The organism is Gloeothece verrucosa PCC 7822, assembly GCF_000147335.1.
GTDB classification, from domain to species: domain Bacteria; phylum Cyanobacteriota; class Cyanobacteriia; order Cyanobacteriales; family Microcystaceae; genus Gloeothece; species Gloeothece verrucosa.
Genome location: NC_014502.1, coordinates 101495 through 119599, shown reverse-complemented (window position 1 = coordinate 119599; position 18105 = coordinate 101495). Strand labels below are relative to the sequence as shown.

The following is an 18105-nucleotide window of genomic DNA, read 5'->3' as shown; positions in this document are numbered from 1 at the left end:
TGCACTTCTTGTTTTAGAACAAATGTATCGCAAGTCACCCCAGTCCTCAATCACCCCAGACAACTTTAATTTGCCTTTTGAGGGAAAATTATCCCCAAATAATCGTTGGGTAATAATGGCAGAATTAATACCTTGGGCGGAATTTGAAGAAGAATATGGAAAAATTTTTTCACAAACAACTGGTGCGCCAGCTAAACCTTTTCGGATGGCATTGGGCGCATTAATTATTAAAGAGAAATTAGGAACAAGTGATAGGGAAACTCTAGAACAAATTAAAGAGAACCCTTACTTACAATACTTTATCGGTCTATCATCTTATAGTAATGAAGAACCATTTGAATCATCAATGATGGTTCATTTTAGGCAAAGAATAGATTCAAAAATTGTTAATAAAATTAATCAAAAAATAGTAAAAAATTTAAGAGAAATAAATCAAGAAGAAGAAAATAATAAAAAAAAAGCCGAAGAAAGAGAAGTCGAAAAAATTCTCAATAAAGGAAAGTTAATCTTAGATGCTACTTGTGCCCCTGGAGATATAAAATATCCAAATGATCTAAGCTTATTAAACCAAGCTAGACAGCAAACTGAAAAAATTTTAGACTGTCTCTATAAAAGTGTGAAAATAAGTCTAAAAAAACCAAGAACTTATCGGAAGAGCGGCAGAAAAGATTATTTAAAGGTAGTTAAAAAGCGTCGTCCATCTGAAAAAGAAAGAAGAGAAGCTATTAGGAAGCAGCTACAATATGTGAAAAGAAATCTTTCTCACATAGACAAGTTAATAGAGGCTGGAGCGGAGTTAAGCCGTCTCCGGTCAACAAAATATAAAATGTTGTTGGTAGTAGTAGAAGTTTATCGTCAACAATTATGGATGTATCAAAATTTTTCTTCGAGAATTGATGATAGAATTGTTAGTCTAACACAACCACATATTCGCCCTATTGTTAGAGGAAAAGCTGGAAAACCTGTAGAGTTTGGAGCTAAAATTTCAGTAAGTTGCTTTGAAAACTATGTTTTTTTAGACCATTTAAGCTGGGACAATTTTAATGAATCAGGAGATTTAAAGTTTCAAGTTGAAAGGTATAAGGAATTTACAGGATATTACCCCGAATCCATTCATGTCGATAAAATTTATCGAACGAGAGCAAACAGAGAATGGTGCAAGGTAAGAGGAATAAGAATCAGTGGACCCCCTTTAGGAAGACCCCCTAAAAATGTTATTCAACAGGATAAAAAACAAGCTATTGATGATGAGCGTTTCCGCAATGCTATTGAAGGAAAATTCGGACAAGCTAAACGAAGATTTAGCCTCAATTTGGTGATGACTAAACTCCCTGAAACATCAGAAACATCTATTGCTATTACTTTTTTAGTTGTCAATCTTTCCACACTGCTACGGCAGTTTTTATCAATTTTTTTGTGGTTATTTTTCAAGAGTAAAACATTTGAACTGAAACAACAATTTTGATTAAAAAAAATGTACTTTAAAATATTTAAAATATGTAAAACTTATCAATTGCTCCAAAAATTATAGGCTTTTAGCCGCATAAATTTTTGAGTCACTTTTTCAGCAAACCCTACTTATGATAGCCCTAATTACATGGGTGCTGTGTTGGAGGGCGGCTTTGAACCCCTCAGCGATCAGATCAAAAAAAGAAATGACTCAGAAATTGATGAGTTACGGGATAGGGAACGTCTCTGGTATCTCAATCCGGGGACGAAAGTACAGATACAGGTTAATCGATCGTTGGAGCTATAGGGAATGAGGACATTTGTATTAAGCAGTTTAATTATGGGATTAGTTGCCCTACCCGTCTTGTCTTTTCCGGATATTGTACGACAGATAAGGATAGGGGATAACAACGGACAGACTCGGCAAATTAAACCAGAAACCATTTATTTATCCAATGGTCACGGTGTAACCATTAGTTTTTTAGCAACTGATGAAACTATCTCTCAGGCGTGGTTAGATAATCCCTCCTTTGTCGTTCTAACTGCCGATGGATGTTTAAAAGGATTACAGGATAACTGTACAGATGGTGGAGATGTTAAGGTTCTCCATTTAAAGAAAATAAACGATTTAAAGATACCAGGACTCCCCCAAACGGCTCAAAGTTTGCTGACCGTTATTACTCAATCGAATGAAGGTAAAGGTAGCGTTTACCTCTTCAAAATCGTTAAGTCAACCACACCCAGTTATTTAGTTTTTGAAATAACTGAAGTGGAAAATAATCAACCCGTTAACAATCATGAAATAGTCCAGACATTCCGACAGGGAGTGTTAGCCGCTAAACAACAAAATTTATTACAGGATGGTTCCCCCTTGGATAAGAAAGTTAACAATTTTATTTCCTATCTATCAAAGGGATTGTCAGTAGAAGAATCTGCCAATAAAGCTGGAGTTTCTAATGATGTTGTTAATCGTTTACAGGAGTTAGGACAATAATGCTCCAAAAACTCCCTTTACTTCAAAAATTAAAACTCCCCTATTTCTTCTTTCTCGGATGGGGAATATTCTGGATACTTAGCTTTATATTATTGCTGAGTAAGCCGGGAATATCTTCAGATAATCAAATCGTTACCTTTGAATCTTTACCTTCATTAGCGGAAGGAGGGTCATTTGATTTACCCGATAATAAAAAGTTCAATTGGAAGGAGGGGCAGCGATTGGAAAATTTGTTAACTTTAGAAGATTTAGAGTTGACAAACATCACTTTGAATGATATTTTAAATAAAAGTGATAACACAAATGCTAATTACACCCTTAACCAATTTGGCTATTTCCAGAAAGCCAACTTCGGGAACTTGTTAAATAATGTCAAAGGGCTAAGGGATTATCGGGTCAAACAGATTCCCTTCGTCCAAAACTTCCTCAAGTCTAAAGGGTATAATCTTAGTAAAGTTCAAAATGCTCTTCTCAAAAATTTAGTCAAGAAATACCCAGAGTTAAATAAGCTTACCTTCAAGAATTTCGACTTATCTAAATACAATTTATCCTCAATACCAGGGTTAGCTGATACACCCTTAAAACAATTTAGCTACTGGCAAAGTTTAAAGGTTAGTGAAGTTCCAGCTTTAGTAAAATACCCCCTTAATTCTCTAGGTATTGGTGGAGGGTTCGCTCTTGTTGACTTGGTGTTGGGTAAGTCGGAACATCCCACTAACCGCAGTATTTCTGGTGGCTACAATGTTGGTTTCAATAAAAATTGCTCTCATAACTGTGCCCAGATCGAATTGACGGGAAATTTTCTAGTAGACGGCAAACAGTGGATAAGCGGCAAGTATCAAGAAGTCGATGGGGGTAGCGGTTGTCTTGCCGGAAAGGAACCTACAGGCAGACATCCCTACGGACCGAATTTTAAGGTAGTTGTTTGGAATACCAACGAGGCCACTGATATGGTAGAAACAGCTTTATTCTTCCGGTTTTGTAGTCTCTGTGGTTGTTCCCCTTATTTGGTGGGACCAGTTCCTTTTAAGTCTTATCACGTAGGTGAAGAAATATTCGTTGGATTATAAAGCTATGTCATATTACATTGGTCAATCAAACACCCCTAATATTAACCTACCCACCTCATCAATAACTAACTTCCTCAATACCCCATCTGGGTTAGCACTCCTAGGGTCAGTTGCCGCATTCGGCTTACTATCATTAATAGATAATGGTGGTAGTAAGAAAGCCAAACTCGCTACTTCTTATTGGGGAGGTGGAGGTGAAAAACGTAAAGCCGCTCAAAGGGCAAGGAAGCAAATAGATGATCCTAAGAGAAACTCGGCTGCTCTATACTTGGGAATGCCGGATAGGGTTCTCCAAAAGTTACAGGAGCGATGGGTTATCGATAAAAGAGAAGTTTTCTGCCAACGATTTCCCTCCCCCGACACTTTCTACGTTCCCGATGTACAGAGAGGGGTGGCAGTCTTGGGAGGCGCAGGAAGCGGTAAGACCTTCTCAGTAATAGATCCTCTCATCAGAGCCGCCTTAGATCAGGGATTTCCCACCATAATCTATGATTTCAAATATCCTGCACAAACCAGTCGGGCTGTGGCTTACGCCTTAAAACGAGGCTATAAGATTAGGGTATTTGCGCCAGGTTTCTCCGAGTCTGATAGTTGTAATATCTTAGACTTCTTGAAAGATGCTGAGGATGCAGTGGCCGCAGGGCAACTGGCCCACACGATCACTAAAAACTGTGATCTCGGTAGTGGCGGCAAAGGCGATAAATTCTTTGAGGATGCGGGTGCTACTTTGGTTGAGGGGGTCTTCCTACTCACCAAGGCTGTTGCTCAAATGCGAGGTCGTCAATACGCTGATTTAATGACTGCTAGTGCTATATTATCTTTACCCAAGTTAGGTTTGAGATTACTACACGCACAACAGCAAAATAAGTTTCCGGTGTGGACTATGCGACCATTAGACCAGATCATGAGTGTCAGTGGTTCATCCGAGACGGAAAGTAGTATCGTGGGTACGGCACAAAGAACCTTTCAAAAATTCCTTAAAAAAGACTATATTGGTGCTTTCTGTGGTAAGTCTACATTACCTTTGGACTTAGATGGTAAGACTTTAATAGTCTTTGGGCTGGATAGGAACAATAGGGATATTGTCGGGCCGTTATTGGCAGCCACGTTACACATGGTTGTCTCTAGGAATATAAGCCGCGTTGAACCCAGAAAAGACCCTCTATGTGTCTTTTTAGACGAACTACCGACAATTTACCTCCCTCAACTGCAAAATTGGCTAAATGAGGCCCGTGAGGACGGTTTCTGTGGTGTTATCGCTGCTCAAAACCTGGGTCAATTAGAGCGTATCTATGGGAAAGAACTGGCACGAATTATATTCGGCGGTACAGCCTGTAAATTCCTCTTTAATCCCCAAGATCCCGAATCAGCTAAGTATTTCTCCGATTTCTTGGGAGAAGTAGAGGTCAAATATGACTCTAAATCTCGTTCTAAAAATACAGGGAAACACGGTGGAGGTGGCAGTCGGTCAACGTCAGATAATCGTCAAAAAAGACCATTATTTGAACCGGCACAATTTTTAAAACTTCCCACTGGTAAGGCTGTAATCATCAATCCTGCATATAGTCGGGGTGAGGAGGAGTATGTTCCCATTAAGCAAAAGATTAAGGTGGCCAGGTGCGAAATTCAGGAAATGGAATGGTCTTGCGCCAGGTGGCCTAAAATTCGGAATGCCCTTAAGCGCGATCGAATTTCTGATGTAACTGACGATATCCGCAGGAAACAGTTTGAAGAACGGTTAGCGCTTGTCAATGAGTTATTTCCGGAGCCTGAGCAGCCCAATAATAATAATGGTAAAGGAGGAAATCAAGGAGGTGCTAAAAAGCAAAGTCAAAATCAAAAACAAGCGTTAAATAATGTAAACAATGGTCATAACAAAAAACTGTTGGATACGATGGAAAAATTAAATCAAGTAATTGCTGATTAACTTTTGAGGAATTAAATTATGAAGATTACCGAAAAAATTAAAGAAACCTTAAAATCCGCTAAAGAAGAAAAGTTGGAGCCTTTTCCCGCCGATCTAGAAATTGAAACGGTTGAGTTTTTTGACCAGTTAGGCGTAATTGGTGGTCATACTCCATTGGGGTTTTTTGAATTAAACCGTTATGACGATCATGTTTTTGAATATATAGCTGTCTACGTTAATGGAACTCTTGCTTATTTTCTAGAAAAACCCGGAAAAAATGAAAAGGTTCTTTTTAATCGTGTTCAAAATTTGAAAAGTATTTTAAACCCAATAGGGAGGTAATTTATGTCCGTAACCCCAGTTAGTGAAAACCACGTTAGCCAGATGCAAGGCGCGTTAATTGCTTTTGCTCAGTCTTTTTTGCAAATGCAAGCCTTAAAAGCAGAAGAGGAAAAAAAACAAGAAAAGGAAAAAAAAGACGAGATTGAACCACAGCAAAGTCAAGAACAAAGTAGCTCAAAAATGACAGGTAAGAACGAAACTAATGGAAAAAGTGATCAAGTAGCGATAGAAAATAATGAATTGAACGGAAAGAAAGAAGTAAAATTAGAAAATAAACCAAAAGATAGTGTTAATACTGAAGAAAAAGAAAAAGACCAAGCCAGCGAAGTCATACCTTTCATTCAAATTTGGCAACATGAAACATTAATTAAAGGGAAAACTGATAAGGGAAAGGAAATTAATAATTTAGACGTTGCTTTAAACAGTAAATTAGAGGTAGCGTATCAATTAGCCCAACCAGGACAACAAATTAAAGGCTTGGAAAACGTTGAGGTTAAATTTCAAAAAGAAGACAAAACCTTAACTTTTTTTAAAACAGATAATGAGGGCAAAGTCGAGATTAATGCTAATTTTTCAAGTTCTCAACAACAAGTAAAATCTCAACAACAGAAAGAAAGCCCTGGATTTTCTAAAGCATTAGAAACTAAAGCAGAAGGAAATCCAGACATTCTTAGCCAATTGATTAACGATTTCCAAGTTTTCCGCGAAGAAATGAAAACCGAAATCCGAGCGGGATTCAAAGATGAAGTTCAGCAAGCGGTTGACGAGGCGTTAAAAGAACGGCTGAAGAATCTGCGCGATTACAAATGGTGGCAGAAGGCATCTCAAGGGACTGGGCGTATTTGGGATCTATGGCGTACAAAAAGGCAGGAGCAGTCAGCCGCTTCTACCGTTCTTCAATTGTGGAAAAAGCACACGGTGAGAGGTGATCGTCAATACAAAGGCAATGATTATACAATATTGCGTAAAGGCGATTTGTTTAAGCTTCAGGACAATGAAGGGCAGGAATTGTTAAGATTTAAAACTAACAGTTTTGGTGGTGTAATGCTCATTGATTCTAATCTCGATGAAAATCATCTCAACGCCATAAAAATTTTGAAAAATGCCTTAAAGACAGGTGATGTAACTGACAGCTTTGCCACAGAAGATCGATTATTATCTGTCAAAGAAGCCAGAAGCACCCGGCTCATGGACGAGTTTGTAATTTTGGCTAAACAGTCGACAGAAAATTTTGTAAAAATAGTAGATAAAGAGGAAAAATATTTGGTCAAAGCAACGCCTAAAGGACAAATTGGCATAATGCGTTTAAATGCGGCTGAAAATACCTATGAGACTATATTTCAGCGAAGTTTCACTCATGGAAATTTCAATCACATGACTACTAAAGATTTGGATTATATCGAGAATATGCTCGATATGACCAAGAAATCACAACGAGAAATAGAGCGGCAAGTGGAACAAAGACGCAATGAAGCTCCTGCTAGAAGAGGGCGAGGTCGTTAACAATTAACCAATTTTTATTGGCAGTAATAAGATTTGATTACAGTTCTATAAAAGTTAGCGATCGCTTGTTAATCAAACAAGTTTAAATCAACTTGTTATCGCTTAATTTTCCCATGCCTTTACTGCCAATTTCATTAATTTAGTTGAGGACTTAAAATGCAAAAAGAAATCATAAATAATTTAAGATGCTTCAGGGGAGCTTACTTAAGTTTCCCCGCACTGGAGAGGAGCAAGGTAAAACAGGAATTTTTACAACAATTATCCTCTGATTTAAAGATTCCTGTTTATTACTGGAATCTGGCAACTAAAGACTTAACTGATAATGGCGATTATAAACAGGAACTAACCACATTACAAGACTTGTTTGAGAGCTTACAAAATAATTTCACTGAGGGGATATTTTGTCTCGAAAATATAGGGGCTTTACTTCACGATGAAATAAAAACTAAAAGGGAGGTATTAACGACTTTTCTTCTTGATACCTTGGATAACTTTAAGTTATTTGAAAAAAAATATTTAATATTGTTGGATGTTGAAGAACTTGAGTTACCCACACACCTTAATTCACTGTTACCATCTGTTATTTATCCTTTACCTACTATCTCCCAAATTCAAGACATATTACAAAACTTTTTTAAGAGAAATGGGATTACTCTAGAAATAAGCGATCGCCTAATCAACTCAGTCTCAGGTCTATCAGCCGCAGAGATAGAGGTTGGTTGTCAACTGGCCTTAAGTTCTCCCGACTTTGGCGATGGGCTATACCAATATAAAATAAAACGTTTACAAGGATTGGGGTTAGAATTCTTACCCCTTCCTGATGTTAGCGACTTTGGCGGCTTGGATAGGCTAAAACTTGGTATAGAACAGGTTGCTTTAGACTATTCATATAAAGCCAGGGAATATAACTTACCATTACCTAAAGGCTGGTTATTAGCAGGTCCACCAGGAACCGGGAAAACTTTTGCGGCTAAGGTTGTTGCTAGAAGACTTGGTTTTCCATTAATCAGTGTAGGGGTTGACCTAGTTAAATCCAAGGGGGCAGCATATCTAAAACGAATTCTCCAGAGAATCGAAGCGGCAGCCCCCGCAGTCTGCTATTTTGATGAGTTTGATAAGTTTTTTGACCCTGAAGCCGCTTTAACGGGGTCAGGTTCAACTAAGGAAGTGTTGGGTGTTCTCTTGACCTGGCTTCAGGAGAAACAGACTAAAGTTTTTGCGATCGCAACATTGAACCGTTTGGATGCCTTACCCCCAGAACTCACCAGAGCAGGACGGTTTGATAAAATATTTTACGTTGGGTTTCCTCAAGCTATTGAACGTAAGCAGATATTTCAGCTTCATGCAGGACGGTTTGATGAACGCTACTTGGTGGCAGATGGTCCGTTAACGGAAAGGGAGTGGAGATTGCTCTTGTCGGAGTCGCAGTATTGCACGGGGGCAGAGATACGGGCGATCGTGGAAATGGCGGCAAAGAACCGATTTTACAACAATAGCCCGATCAACCTAGAACTAAACGATTTAATAGCGATGCGGCGCGTGTTAACGCCATTGTACGTGAGAGACACAGAAAGAGTTCTTGCTATGGAAAATAGGGCGCGTTTCGTGGCAGAATCGGCATCAAGCCCCGATAATTCGGTATTTGCGCCGAAGAATTGGGACTTATGGGGGGATGAGGAGAATTAAAAATTTTCCTCCTTTTCTAAAGCTTGAATTTTTTCATAAAGACTATCGACGGTTTCTCCTTCAAACAGTTGCTCTTTAAGTTGTAAATAATCATCTCTGTCTAAATTACAAATAGCTAAAAATCGCATGACTTTAGAAGCGTCTAGATGTTTACTTAAAACTTGAAAGGCTTCTTGAATAATTTCTCGGTCTGTATCTAGGTTAATTTTCATTGTCTAACTCCTTTGTTAACAATTAAACCTCATTTAAGACTAATATTATTTATCTTTGATGTTTAAGCCATATTTTAATAGCTGAATAATAAAATTTTCTAATATTTTTTAGAAAAAATACGATAGTAAATATAAATTAATTTTCTTTTAATCTCCGTAAATTTCTCGCCGATGTCCAATTCCTCCAATATATACTATTTTTTCGAGATCATCGACTTCATAAAGTATTCTGTAATCACCTACCCTTATACGCATCGGTGGCTGAAAAGCTTTAAGTTTTTTACACCCCGGAGGACGAGGGTCATATTGTAGTTTATCAATAGCTTCTTTTATTCTCTTCTGAATATCAGAAGGCAGTCCTTTAAAATCTTTGGCTGCCTTTTTATCGAGTTCAATTCTATAAGTCTGACTTAACTCTTCTTCTTGAGATGATTCAAAATCCGAGTTCACTTTTGAGGTCGTCCCAGTTGATTGTTCCTTCTCTTGCCGATCTTTCTTTGGCTTCACAAAATTCTCTCCAGTCTTCCTCGATCTCTTTTTCTTCTTCTATCTGTTTTAGTATAGAACGTAAAAGTCCATCATAAGAAGACAGGTACTCATCTATAAGTCGCAATGGAGATTTCCTTAATCTAAATGATTCAATAAACAAATCAACGAACATTTTGATAGACTTAAACGGTTGTAGAGTTGGGGCATTTTTTTGAGTTGTCTTGTTAGCTTTGCTAATTCTTTTCTCAACTATCTTAACAAATTTGTGTTTTAATTCTAGGGTCGGGGGCAAATAAATCCAATAATTTTTGACAATATCAGTTAGAGCAATACACAATTCAATGCTTGTGGTAAAATCAATATGTTGGGGATAAGTTGACTGAAAAACTTTAGCTAAAATAACTGTCTTGTTAAGTTTTGATATAAGTTCTCCTAACCTTTCTCCTATTTGAGCATAACTGATCCCTTCTCGATCAGCTAATTCACGGTAATATTCCTGACGTTGGGCTTGAAAATTTCCCTCTTGTGTATTTTTGAGACAATTTTCTAAATGTTGTTTAGCTTGGCATAAAGTCTTTTCGTCAATGCTATTAATTACAAATTTGGGTTTTAATTTAAGGGAAGAAAGCATTTTAGGTACGACGCTCGGCTGATTGTAAAATAATAACGTATTGTTTACCTGACTTTAGAGTTGGGCTATTGTGGGTAAATTGATAGCACTTAATACACTAATTTTAACGAACAAAGGATACATAGCTTACCTTGATCATAAATTGTATTATTTCGGGCTACATCAATTATGGCACAACACTTGTCTTAATTTTGGCACTCGACTTACTTTTTTAAGGAAAATTTGGGTCAAATTCGGACTGAAAAGCTTATATAATACTAATTTAAAAGGCATTAAGTCTATAAGCTACGCCTAAACTCTCATAAATAAAGAACTCTGACGAGAGCGATGACGAATAGCAATTAATGAACTATAACGGGAATAAAAAATTATCTTTAGTAAGATTTAACCCCAAAAGTCGCCATCAATAAAAGTATTCATTATGGACCTGAGTCCATCGGAACGCTCAAAGTTATTTTAAACCCTCAATGCGAGCGCCGCTTACCAACCCTCAAATCAATAACTAAGGCTGAGTATCTTTCTTCGGAAATGAACACTCAACAGTAATCTTGAGGTGACTGTCAGCAGAACCCTCAGTTAAATAGGGTATCCCTGCCTTACCTGCTACTTTAATACCAAATTCCAATGTAACCTTATCTATAGAGCCAGCAGCAATTCCTTTAAAAGCATTGAGACTATAAGTTGTATAAGCCTTAATGGTATGCTCAATAGCCTTCATACTACCTGCGATCGCAGTCTTACCACCTAACCCTTTTCCTTTACCCAGACTGTCCCTGGTCAATTCTTCTTCCTCCTGTTCTTGTTCGACGACAGGAGTAACATCAACGTTATCGTCGGCTTCTATATAGACTACGGTATCATCGTCAAGCTGTATGGGCGTAAGTTGAACCATCTATCACTTTATTGGCACTTCAGGAATTAGCAATTAATATAGCAAATATAATACCCAAAATTATGTTATGAGTCGAGATGCACTTGTTGTAGGAATAAATAACTACACCTACGATGGGTTACACAATCTAGAAGCACCGGCAAGAGATGCCGAAGCGATCGCATCTCTACTGGCCAAGCATGGGGATTTTAATGTCTGGAGATTACCCGAAGCCATTAATAAAGAGGATAATTCGCTTTATGTGGGCAAGAAGGGTAAAGTTACCCTCAAACAACTTAAAAAAGAATTAATCAAACTATTTAAGCCAGATGGCCATAACATACCCGATACGGCTTTATTTTACTTTTCAGGTCACGGATTGAGAGAAACGGAAGGTATTCCCGAAGGTTTCTTAGCCACTAGCGATGTAAATCCTGATTTAGAAGTTTACGGTCTATCACTACAGTGGTTGAGACGATTATTACAAGAAAGTCCGATTAAGCAACAGATTGTATGGTTAGATTGCTGCCACAGTGGAGAATTACTTAACTTTACCGAAGCTAACCCTGGTGAAACGGGGCAGGTACGAGATCGCTGCTTCATAGCCGCCTCACGCGAATTCGAGCAAGCTTGGGAAGATTTAGGCGATTCCTATAGCGTACTGACTAAAATATTGTTGAAAGGACTTAACCCCAATCGTTGTAAGAATAGATGGGTAGATAATTATGGTTTAGTTGATTATTTGAATCAAAACATTAACAATGCTACACAGCGTCCCATTTTTACCAACTTCGGTCAACCCATCAACTTAACCCGTACATGGGAAGTGACAGAAGAGAAAGTAACAGTAACAGTTGAGAATGCTATATGTCCTTATAAAGGATTAAGATATTTTGATTGTAACGATGAAGACCCGAAATACTTTCACGGACGTGAAGAGTTAACCGACCAACTAATTGATAAAGTTCGTACCAGCAACTTTGTTGCTATCTTGGGTGCTTCAGGCAGTGGAAAATCTTCAGTATTGAGGGCAGGATTACTACATCAATTAAAGCTAGGTCGTAAGTTAGCGGGTTCAGAGAATTGGCAGTATTTAATTATGCTTCCAGGCGATCGCCCGTTACAGAATCTAGCTCAAGCATTTATCGACCCCACCTTGACTCAACCCGATAAAGCGGAACAATTGGGGAAAGCCGAAGGTTTATTAAAAGAGGGTGCTGATGGATTGAGGCGATTAATTCAATCAAGTGATACCCCCAAAACACTATTAGTTATTGACCAGTTTGAGGAAGTTTTTACCCTTTGCTCTGATTTTAATGAAAGAGAAGAGTTTTTTAAATGTATTTTAGGTGCTATTGAACAACTTCCCGATAAATTATGTATTGTCCTAACAATGAGGGCTGACTTTTTTGGTAAGTGTGTAGAACAAAAATATAATGGACTGGCAAACAAAATACAGGAGCATTTGATTTCAGTAACACCGATGGAACAAGAACAGTTGAGGAATGTGATCGCTCGTCCTGCTGCTCAAGTTAATTTAGCCGTTGAAGATGAATTAATTGAACAGATTTTAGAGGATGTAGAGGGTTCACCAGGGGGTTTGCCTTTATTAGAATATACTTTAACCGAACTATGGAAACAGAGAACGAATAATACTCTAAAATTGGCAACTTATATAAAATTAGAGAGGATAGGAGGCACACTCGATCAACGAGCTACCGAAGTTTATAATCGGTTAGATCCTGATGAACAAGAAACGGCAAAGCATATATTCTTGAGTTTAACTCAACTGGGAGAAGGAACAGAAGATACCCGTAAACGAATCTTCAAACAAGATTTAATTACAACTAAACATTCATCTGTGTTGATTGATAAAATAGTTCACAAATTAGCTGATGAAAAGTTGATTGTCACTTCTGAGCAACTTGAAAAACGATCGGCTAATGCTAGAGTTGCTGTAGTTGACGTGGCTCATGAAGCTTTAATAAGACATTGGGAACTTTTAAAACAATGGCTTAATGAAAATCAAGAAAAGTTATTGCAGCAGAGAAAGATTGAAAATAATGCACAATATTGGCATAAGGAGGGAAGAAAAAATAAAGATTTACTACGAGGGAGCCGATGGAAAGAAGCCAAAAAATTTCTTCAAAAACACAAAAATAATTTTGATTTAAATGAAATAACACAGCAGTTTATTAAAGCTAGTAAAAGCGAACAAAAAAAACGTTTAGTTCTTGGTAGCGTTGTTTTAATGATTGTTTTTTTATCTTCAATTGGTGCTATTAATCTACAAAAATTATTACAGTTTTATCAAGAGAAAACTTACTGCCCTTACAGAGAAAACAAAGCGAGAAACTGCTTTAGATTAATTATTACTAGCGGAGATAAAGAAGAACGTTTATTTAGTTCTACCAGTAATTATTTTCTTGAAGAAGGAACTAAATACTTTAAAAAATTTACTCAAACAAATAATCCAGAACAAAAAGAGCAAAACTATAACCAAGCTGTCCTATCATTTCAACAGGCTATAGAAAGCGATCCGGCTGACCCAGTTCCTCAAATTTATCTAAACAATGCTAAAGCTAGATGGCGAGGGAATCCTTTAAAATTAGCGGTTGTTGTTCCAATTGATTCTATGAAGAGGCAGCAAAAAATATTTTACAAGGTGTAGCTGATGCTCAAGATGAATTTAACAATGAAAGAAGAAAAAATCAAAATCATTCTTTACTAGAAATCGTAATTGCCAACGATAGTAATGAAGGACTATTAGCCAAAAATGTGGCAAAAAAGTTAGCCGATGACATAAGTATTTTGGGAATAATTGGACATCATGTAAGTGAAAGCTCTCAAGTGGCACTAGATATTTACAAAAAAGTGAATTTACCTGTAGTTTCTTCTACCAGTTCTAGTAGCAAATTAAAAAGTGACAATTTTTTCCGTACTGTTAGTTCTACCCAAAAAGCGTCCGATTTATATTTTAAGTATGTCACACAAGTTTTAAAATTAAAATTAAAGGATGTGGCTATTTTTTACACACAAGGGAGTGCTTATAGCAAAAGCATAGGAGATACTTTTATAAAAGCTTTTAACGAAGATCCTCAAAAAGTTAAAACATTTACTTTAGGAAGTATTTATGAGTCTGAGTCCCTCCTAAATATCAAAAATACAATTGAAGAGATTATCGGCAAAAAGTATAAGGCAGTATTATTACTTTCTAGTGCAAAAACAAATTCAGGGACAATAGCATTTGCCAAAGAAAACAATAAACTACCAACCGCAAGGTTGCAATTATTAGGTAGTATGGCTTTAGCGGAAGCAGCAACCTTAAGAAAAGGAGGAAAGGATATTGAAGGAATGATTTTAGCTAGTCCTTGTGTGAATCAAGAGTCTGCTTATATGAAAGAAGCTGCTAAAAGATGGCAGGAAGAAGTCTATTGGCGTGTGGCGACTAGCTATGATGCAGCACAAGCTTTAATTGAGGCTATTCGTTTATCCAAAGAGCCAACGAGACAAGAAATTTTCAATAAATTGCAAAATCTTACACTTCCTCCTGCTAAAACTTCGGGTTTGGGGCTTCAATGGTCGAAAGAGGATTTAAATTATAATACTAATTCTCAACGTCCTTATTGTTTATTTAAAATTGAAAACAATAAATTTATAGAAATTCCTTCTGAATGATTTTAATTATTCATTTATCCGACATTCCGCACTTCAAAATGTAACTGTTGGCGAAAGTAATCAACAAACACTTCAAAGATAATACTCTTTCGTGAAATAGTACATTTTTTCTCAATTTAAAAATCCAACAATTATTTTTCCTTTCCAAGTAATACATGGAGAAGCGTGCTAAACTGATTCCATGTATTACTTAGAAGAGTCTGATGAAACTTAAAAGAGATATTCAAGGAAAATTCACCTTGAAAAATGAAGATTACCGTCAAGTCCGCTCTTTAAGGTTAACTGATAAGACTTGGAAAGCATTGGGTATAGCTTCTGAGTGTCTTGGCTTAATTAGGGCGGATTTACTGGAAAATTTAGTTACTCAATATCATGGGAATTTTCCTGACCCTATTTACGGAGTCCTTTTGGGCATATAGCCACTTTTTTATCCCAATCTATTTTAAAGTTTTCTGCCGCAAAAAAGGGATGGTTTCTCGCTTGCCAAGACGGATCTTCTCTGACAGGCCCTATTATTTCAACCCCATAGTTTTGGGTTGAAGAAACTATTAAGTCGCCCGTCGTGTAGCCAAGATCCATTAAATATTCTTTGGGAAGCAAAGATTTTTTTTCTAGTATTTGATGAATCGGAATAACTACTGCTTCATCTGTAACTGTAGCTAAAGTGGTTTCAATGTGATTAATAAAGTGAGGAGAATCTTCATCACAAATTTCGGTAAGATGAGCTTTATAACCCACCTAATTGACACTTCTTTTAGAACTGTAGTGAGCTTCTATATCATAAGGAGAATGAATAGCTAAAGTCGAAGGAGGCATATCTTTTGGAGGTCTCCATTTTACTACCCCCTCGGACGGGGCATAAAATTGTTGAATCCATACTTGTCTTAGGATTTCTACGGCAGGAAGCGAAGATAACCATTGTGGAGCTAATGGTGAATCTATTGTTTCTAGTAAGTAAAACCCATCTTTTCCTATTTGATTGCCCAATGCCTCTCGTTCACAATCGAGTTTCGGCAAACGGGAATTTTCAATTCGTCTTCCATAACGGTCGTACCAATCTTTTAAGATGTTTTTTTTTAACCAATCAGGGGCAGCCACTGATAAACTATTGAGTGCTGCACGGAGGGTCTCCTCCAAAGTTTCTAGGCGGTTAAGTGGACGAATAGCTGCTAAAATGTGGGTGGAGTCTGTTCTTTGTTTTTTCGGTTTTTTCAGTTTTTTCAGTAATCCCATCTCGACTAATTTTTCGAGAATTTTATTTAATAATAGTTCCTCTTTTCCTCCTTCAATTAAACGTTTACGGAACTCGCTTAAAACCGAAAAATCAAACCCTTTATCTTCGTGCATGCAGAGAAAGGGCATACTTCCAATCAATACGACCTCGAACGGCTTCTGCGGCTTGACGGTCTGAGAGATTTTCCATGTACTGCATTATGCAAATTAAAGCCAGTCGCCAAGGACATCGAGCGGGTTGACCTTTAACTGAGAATAAATGATCAAAATCTTCATCAAGATAGATACTGCCCAAGGTATCTCGAATTTGTAAGTAAATATTGCCTTTTGGGAAAGCAGCGCGGGCTACTTTTGCTGTTTGAGATGGGACTGGTGAAATGGGTTCGGGATGCAAAGACATTTGTGTATTGTTGTCGCGTTTTTATGGTTCTTCCGTACTTAGTGTGCTAAAATGAGTAAAAGAAATTAAAATGTGTAGCGCAAAATAGTAAGTATGAAAAGGTTGATGACCAAATTACTAAATTTACCAGGAGTGATAGTAGAAGATATTCAAGAAGCAGAAGATATATTAATTTTATCAGTAAGAACCGCAACAAAAACGGCAAAATGTCCTCATTGTGGAAAAATTAGTCATCGCCTTCATCAAAACAAAAAATATTTAGTTAAAGATTTACCAATAGGAAATAAAGAAGTAATATTAAGAGTAAATCGTCGTAGATTCAAATGTGATAATTGTAAAAAGCTAAAGAGTGAAACTTTAGATTTTGTAGAAACCAAGAAAAATTTTACTTATAGATATGCTGAAAATATTACCAAACAAGTTATCCATAGTGATATTAATAATGTTGCTAAAAATAATAAATTAACCGGCGAACAAGTTGAGACAATGCTAATGAGCGTTGCCCTTAATATGCTCCCTATTAATCTTGATAATTTGCAGAGATTAGGGATAGATGAAATAAGTTTAGTTAAAGGTCAAGGAAAATTTATAGTAGTCCTAGTTGATTTAGATACGCATAAATTATTAGGATTAGTTTCAAAACGAACACAATCAGAAATTAAAAAAGTAATGCTAAAATTTGGGGAAAAAGTTTTAGCACAAATTAAAGAAGTAAGTATAGATATGACCGGTAATTATAAATCATTAGTCAAAAAAATTTGCCCAAATGCTGAGATAACTATAGATAGATTTCATGTTATGAAAATGGTTCAAGAGGAATTAAATCAAGCCAGAATTGACCAAAAAAAAGTAGCTGAATCCTTAAATATTAAAAAGAGAGCTTCTTTATTTAACAGTTTAAAAGGGGGTAAATATATATTATTAAAAACCCAAAAAGACTTATCTAATCAACAAACTGAAAAGCTAAAGGAAATTAAAGAAGCCTCTCCCCATGTAGCCATTATGCACGAGTTAAAAGAAGAATTTCGTCTAATATTTGAGAACAGGAAAAGTTTAGGAGAAGGAACATTAAAATTAATTGATTGGTTGAAAAGAGCTACTCCTTTTTATAGAAAAAGTGTAAAAACAATAAAACGGTGGTTTGGAGAAATTGTTGGATATTTTGAACAAAAAACAACTTCAGCTATCGTTGAAGGAATTAATAATAAATTAAAATTATTAAAGCGCTGTGGATTTGGGTTTAGAAATTTTAATAATTTTGAAATACGAGCTTTACTTTTTTGGCATTATCCTAATAGTTTAGCCCACTAAGTACGGAAGAACCTTACATCGTTCAGATTAACGGATGAGCAACCCGTTTTCCCTTGGTCTTTATATTTACTTTATAAATACGCTCTCATGAAACACTTTGCATATCATATATTATTGAATTTAAACATTAAAATTTTTATAAAATACACAGCAGTTAATTTAAAAAATGTTACAAAAATATCATCAATTTAAAGATCATATAAAGCTTTTATCTTCCTATTGACAGATGCGAGAATTTACGGAAAGATAGGTTAAGAGTTTTATTAATCTGTGTTTAGCTCTATTAAACTTACTGGGTTTTAGCTCAATCAAAAACTAAATAGATTTCTC

Annotated in this window: 18 protein-coding genes and 1 pseudogene; 12 read left to right on the top strand and 7 right to left on the bottom strand. The window is 36.5% G+C overall.

The features are described 5' to 3' along the window. Positions 1–22 precede the first annotated feature (22 nt). The 8 genes and pseudogenes from CYAN7822_RS32990 (at position 23) to CYAN7822_RS32960 (ending at position 8950) form a co-directional block, all read left to right on the top strand. Positions 23–1547 (top strand): annotated as a pseudogene (locus CYAN7822_RS32990) (IS5 family transposase). 50 nt (positions 1548–1597) lie between these two features. Continuing rightward, the gene (locus CYAN7822_RS38320) at positions 1598–1756 is read left to right on the top strand and encodes a TrbI/VirB10 family protein (RefSeq protein WP_245602866.1); all 159 of its coding nucleotides are present in this window, start codon (positions 1598–1600) and stop codon (positions 1754–1756) included. Positions 1757–1759: 3 nt separating this feature from the next. Beyond that, entirely contained in the window at positions 1760–2443 is a 684-nt protein-coding gene (locus CYAN7822_RS32985) for a hypothetical protein (protein WP_013325591.1), read from the top strand. Further along, the gene (locus tag CYAN7822_RS32980) at positions 2443–3513 is read left to right on the top strand and encodes a hypothetical protein (RefSeq protein WP_013325590.1); all 1071 of its coding nucleotides are present in this window, start codon (positions 2443–2445) and stop codon (positions 3511–3513) included. The genes CYAN7822_RS32985 and CYAN7822_RS32980 overlap by 1 nt, the downstream gene beginning before the upstream one ends. A gap of 4 nt (positions 3514–3517) precedes the next feature. Then, complete coding sequence (locus CYAN7822_RS32975) at positions 3518–5440, top strand: type IV secretory system conjugative DNA transfer family protein (protein ID WP_013325589.1); 1923 nt, start codon at positions 3518–3520, stop codon at positions 5438–5440. Positions 5441–5458: 18 nt separating this feature from the next. Further along, positions 5459–5761 (top strand): hypothetical protein, encoded by a 303-nt coding sequence (locus CYAN7822_RS32970; RefSeq protein WP_013325588.1) that lies wholly within the window; start codon positions 5459–5461, stop codon positions 5759–5761. A 42-nt stretch (positions 5762–5803) separates the two neighbouring features. Continuing rightward, on the top strand, positions 5804–7264 hold the full coding sequence (locus CYAN7822_RS32965; RefSeq protein ID WP_245602865.1) for a hypothetical protein: 1461 nt from the start codon (positions 5804–5806) through the stop codon (positions 7262–7264). A gap of 156 nt (positions 7265–7420) precedes the next feature. Then, positions 7421–8950, top strand: coding sequence for an ATP-binding protein (locus CYAN7822_RS32960; protein ID WP_013325586.1), 1530 nt, complete (start codon positions 7421–7423; stop codon positions 8948–8950). Here CYAN7822_RS32960 and CYAN7822_RS32955 read toward each other — a convergent pair. The 4 genes from CYAN7822_RS32955 to CYAN7822_RS32940 form a co-directional block, all read right to left on the bottom strand. Further along, entirely contained in the window at positions 8947–9162 is a 216-nt protein-coding gene (locus CYAN7822_RS32955; RefSeq protein ID WP_013325585.1) for a hypothetical protein, read from the bottom strand. The two genes, CYAN7822_RS32960 and CYAN7822_RS32955, sit on opposite strands and share 4 nt — an antisense overlap. A 147-nt stretch (positions 9163–9309) precedes the next feature. Further along, positions 9310–9612 carry a type II toxin-antitoxin system RelE family toxin gene (locus tag CYAN7822_RS32950; RefSeq protein ID WP_013325584.1) on the bottom strand — a complete coding sequence of 101 codons (303 nt, stop codon included), beginning with the start codon at positions 9610–9612 and terminating at the stop codon, positions 9310–9312. Continuing rightward, the gene (locus CYAN7822_RS32945; RefSeq protein WP_013325583.1) at positions 9596–10282 is read right to left on the bottom strand and encodes a hypothetical protein; all 687 of its coding nucleotides are present in this window, start codon (positions 10280–10282) and stop codon (positions 9596–9598) included. The genes CYAN7822_RS32950 and CYAN7822_RS32945 overlap by 17 nt, the downstream gene beginning before the upstream one ends. A 502-nt stretch (positions 10283–10784) precedes the next feature. Continuing rightward, positions 10785–11174: a CU044_2847 family protein gene (locus CYAN7822_RS32940; protein ID WP_013325582.1), complete on the bottom strand. Its 390-nt coding sequence runs from the start codon at positions 11172–11174 to the stop codon at positions 10785–10787. A 67-nt stretch (positions 11175–11241) separates the two neighbouring features. On the opposite strand from CYAN7822_RS32940, the gene CYAN7822_RS32935 reads away from it, so the two are divergent. The 3 genes from CYAN7822_RS32935 (at position 11242) to CYAN7822_RS32925 (ending at position 15250) form a co-directional block, all read left to right on the top strand. Continuing rightward, on the top strand, positions 11242–13824 hold the full coding sequence (locus CYAN7822_RS32935) for an nSTAND1 domain-containing NTPase (protein ID WP_049802848.1): 2583 nt from the start codon (positions 11242–11244) through the stop codon (positions 13822–13824). Then, positions 13809–14831, top strand: a complete 1023-nt coding sequence (locus CYAN7822_RS32930) for an ABC transporter substrate-binding protein (RefSeq protein WP_083786963.1) — start codon at positions 13809–13811, stop codon at positions 14829–14831. Before CYAN7822_RS32935 ends, CYAN7822_RS32930 begins: the two co-directional genes overlap by 16 nt. Positions 14832–15034: 203 nt before the next feature. Next, complete coding sequence (locus CYAN7822_RS32925; protein WP_041934384.1) at positions 15035–15250, top strand: hypothetical protein; 216 nt, start codon at positions 15035–15037, stop codon at positions 15248–15250. Here CYAN7822_RS32925 and CYAN7822_RS40660 read toward each other — a convergent pair. From CYAN7822_RS40660 to CYAN7822_RS40650, 3 genes are read right to left on the bottom strand one after another with little or no spacing between them, the layout of a single operon-like run. Beyond that, on the bottom strand, positions 15222–15569 hold the full coding sequence (locus CYAN7822_RS40660; protein WP_425365360.1) for a hypothetical protein: 348 nt from the start codon (positions 15567–15569) through the stop codon (positions 15222–15224). The genes CYAN7822_RS32925 and CYAN7822_RS40660 overlap by 29 nt on opposite strands. Then, on the bottom strand, positions 15570–16178 hold the full coding sequence (locus CYAN7822_RS40655; RefSeq protein ID WP_425365359.1) for a hypothetical protein: 609 nt from the start codon (positions 16176–16178) through the stop codon (positions 15570–15572). It lies immediately after the preceding gene. Beyond that, entirely contained in the window at positions 16165–16464 is a 300-nt protein-coding gene (locus tag CYAN7822_RS40650; RefSeq protein ID WP_425365358.1) for a transposase, read from the bottom strand. Before CYAN7822_RS40650 ends, CYAN7822_RS40655 begins: the two co-directional genes overlap by 14 nt. A gap of 93 nt (positions 16465–16557) precedes the next feature. Here CYAN7822_RS40650 and CYAN7822_RS32915 point away from each other — a divergent pair, with 93 nt between their 5' ends. After that, positions 16558–17775, top strand: a complete 1218-nt coding sequence (locus CYAN7822_RS32915) for an ISL3 family transposase (RefSeq protein ID WP_173362940.1) — start codon at positions 16558–16560, stop codon at positions 17773–17775. Positions 17776–18105 lie beyond the last annotated feature (330 nt).

What these genes read in the sequence shown, in the direction of transcription:
- CYAN7822_RS40655 (WP_425365359.1), bottom strand. Translation starts at nt 16,178, where the DNA reads ATGCACGAAGATAAAGGGTTTGATTTTTCGGTTTTAAGCGAGTTCCGT.
- CYAN7822_RS32940 (WP_013325582.1), bottom strand. Translation starts at nt 11,174, where the DNA reads ATGGTTCAACTTACGCCCATACAGCTTGACGATGATACCGTAGTCTAT.
- CYAN7822_RS32965 (WP_245602865.1), top strand. Translation starts at nt 5,804, where the DNA reads ATGCAAGGCGCGTTAATTGCTTTTGCTCAGTCTTTTTTGCAAATGCAA.
- CYAN7822_RS32935 (WP_049802848.1), top strand. Translation starts at nt 11,242, where the DNA reads ATGAGTCGAGATGCACTTGTTGTAGGAATAAATAACTACACCTACGAT.
- CYAN7822_RS32970 (WP_013325588.1), top strand. Translation starts at nt 5,459, where the DNA reads ATGAAGATTACCGAAAAAATTAAAGAAACCTTAAAATCCGCTAAAGAA.
- CYAN7822_RS32960 (WP_013325586.1), top strand. Translation starts at nt 7,421, where the DNA reads ATGCAAAAAGAAATCATAAATAATTTAAGATGCTTCAGGGGAGCTTAC.
- CYAN7822_RS32925 (WP_041934384.1), top strand. Translation starts at nt 15,035, where the DNA reads ATGAAACTTAAAAGAGATATTCAAGGAAAATTCACCTTGAAAAATGAA.
- CYAN7822_RS32915 (WP_173362940.1), top strand. Translation starts at nt 16,558, where the DNA reads ATGAAAAGGTTGATGACCAAATTACTAAATTTACCAGGAGTGATAGTA.
- CYAN7822_RS32985 (WP_013325591.1), top strand. Translation starts at nt 1,760, where the DNA reads ATGAGGACATTTGTATTAAGCAGTTTAATTATGGGATTAGTTGCCCTA.
- CYAN7822_RS32980 (WP_013325590.1), top strand. Translation starts at nt 2,443, where the DNA reads ATGCTCCAAAAACTCCCTTTACTTCAAAAATTAAAACTCCCCTATTTC.
- CYAN7822_RS40650 (WP_425365358.1), bottom strand. Translation starts at nt 16,464, where the DNA reads ATGTCTTTGCATCCCGAACCCATTTCACCAGTCCCATCTCAAACAGCA.
- CYAN7822_RS38320 (WP_245602866.1), top strand. Translation starts at nt 1,598, where the DNA reads ATGGGTGCTGTGTTGGAGGGCGGCTTTGAACCCCTCAGCGATCAGATC.
- CYAN7822_RS32945 (WP_013325583.1), bottom strand. Translation starts at nt 10,282, where the DNA reads ATGCTTTCTTCCCTTAAATTAAAACCCAAATTTGTAATTAATAGCATT.
- CYAN7822_RS32955 (WP_013325585.1), bottom strand. Translation starts at nt 9,162, where the DNA reads ATGAAAATTAACCTAGATACAGACCGAGAAATTATTCAAGAAGCCTTT.
- CYAN7822_RS32975 (WP_013325589.1), top strand. Translation starts at nt 3,518, where the DNA reads ATGTCATATTACATTGGTCAATCAAACACCCCTAATATTAACCTACCC.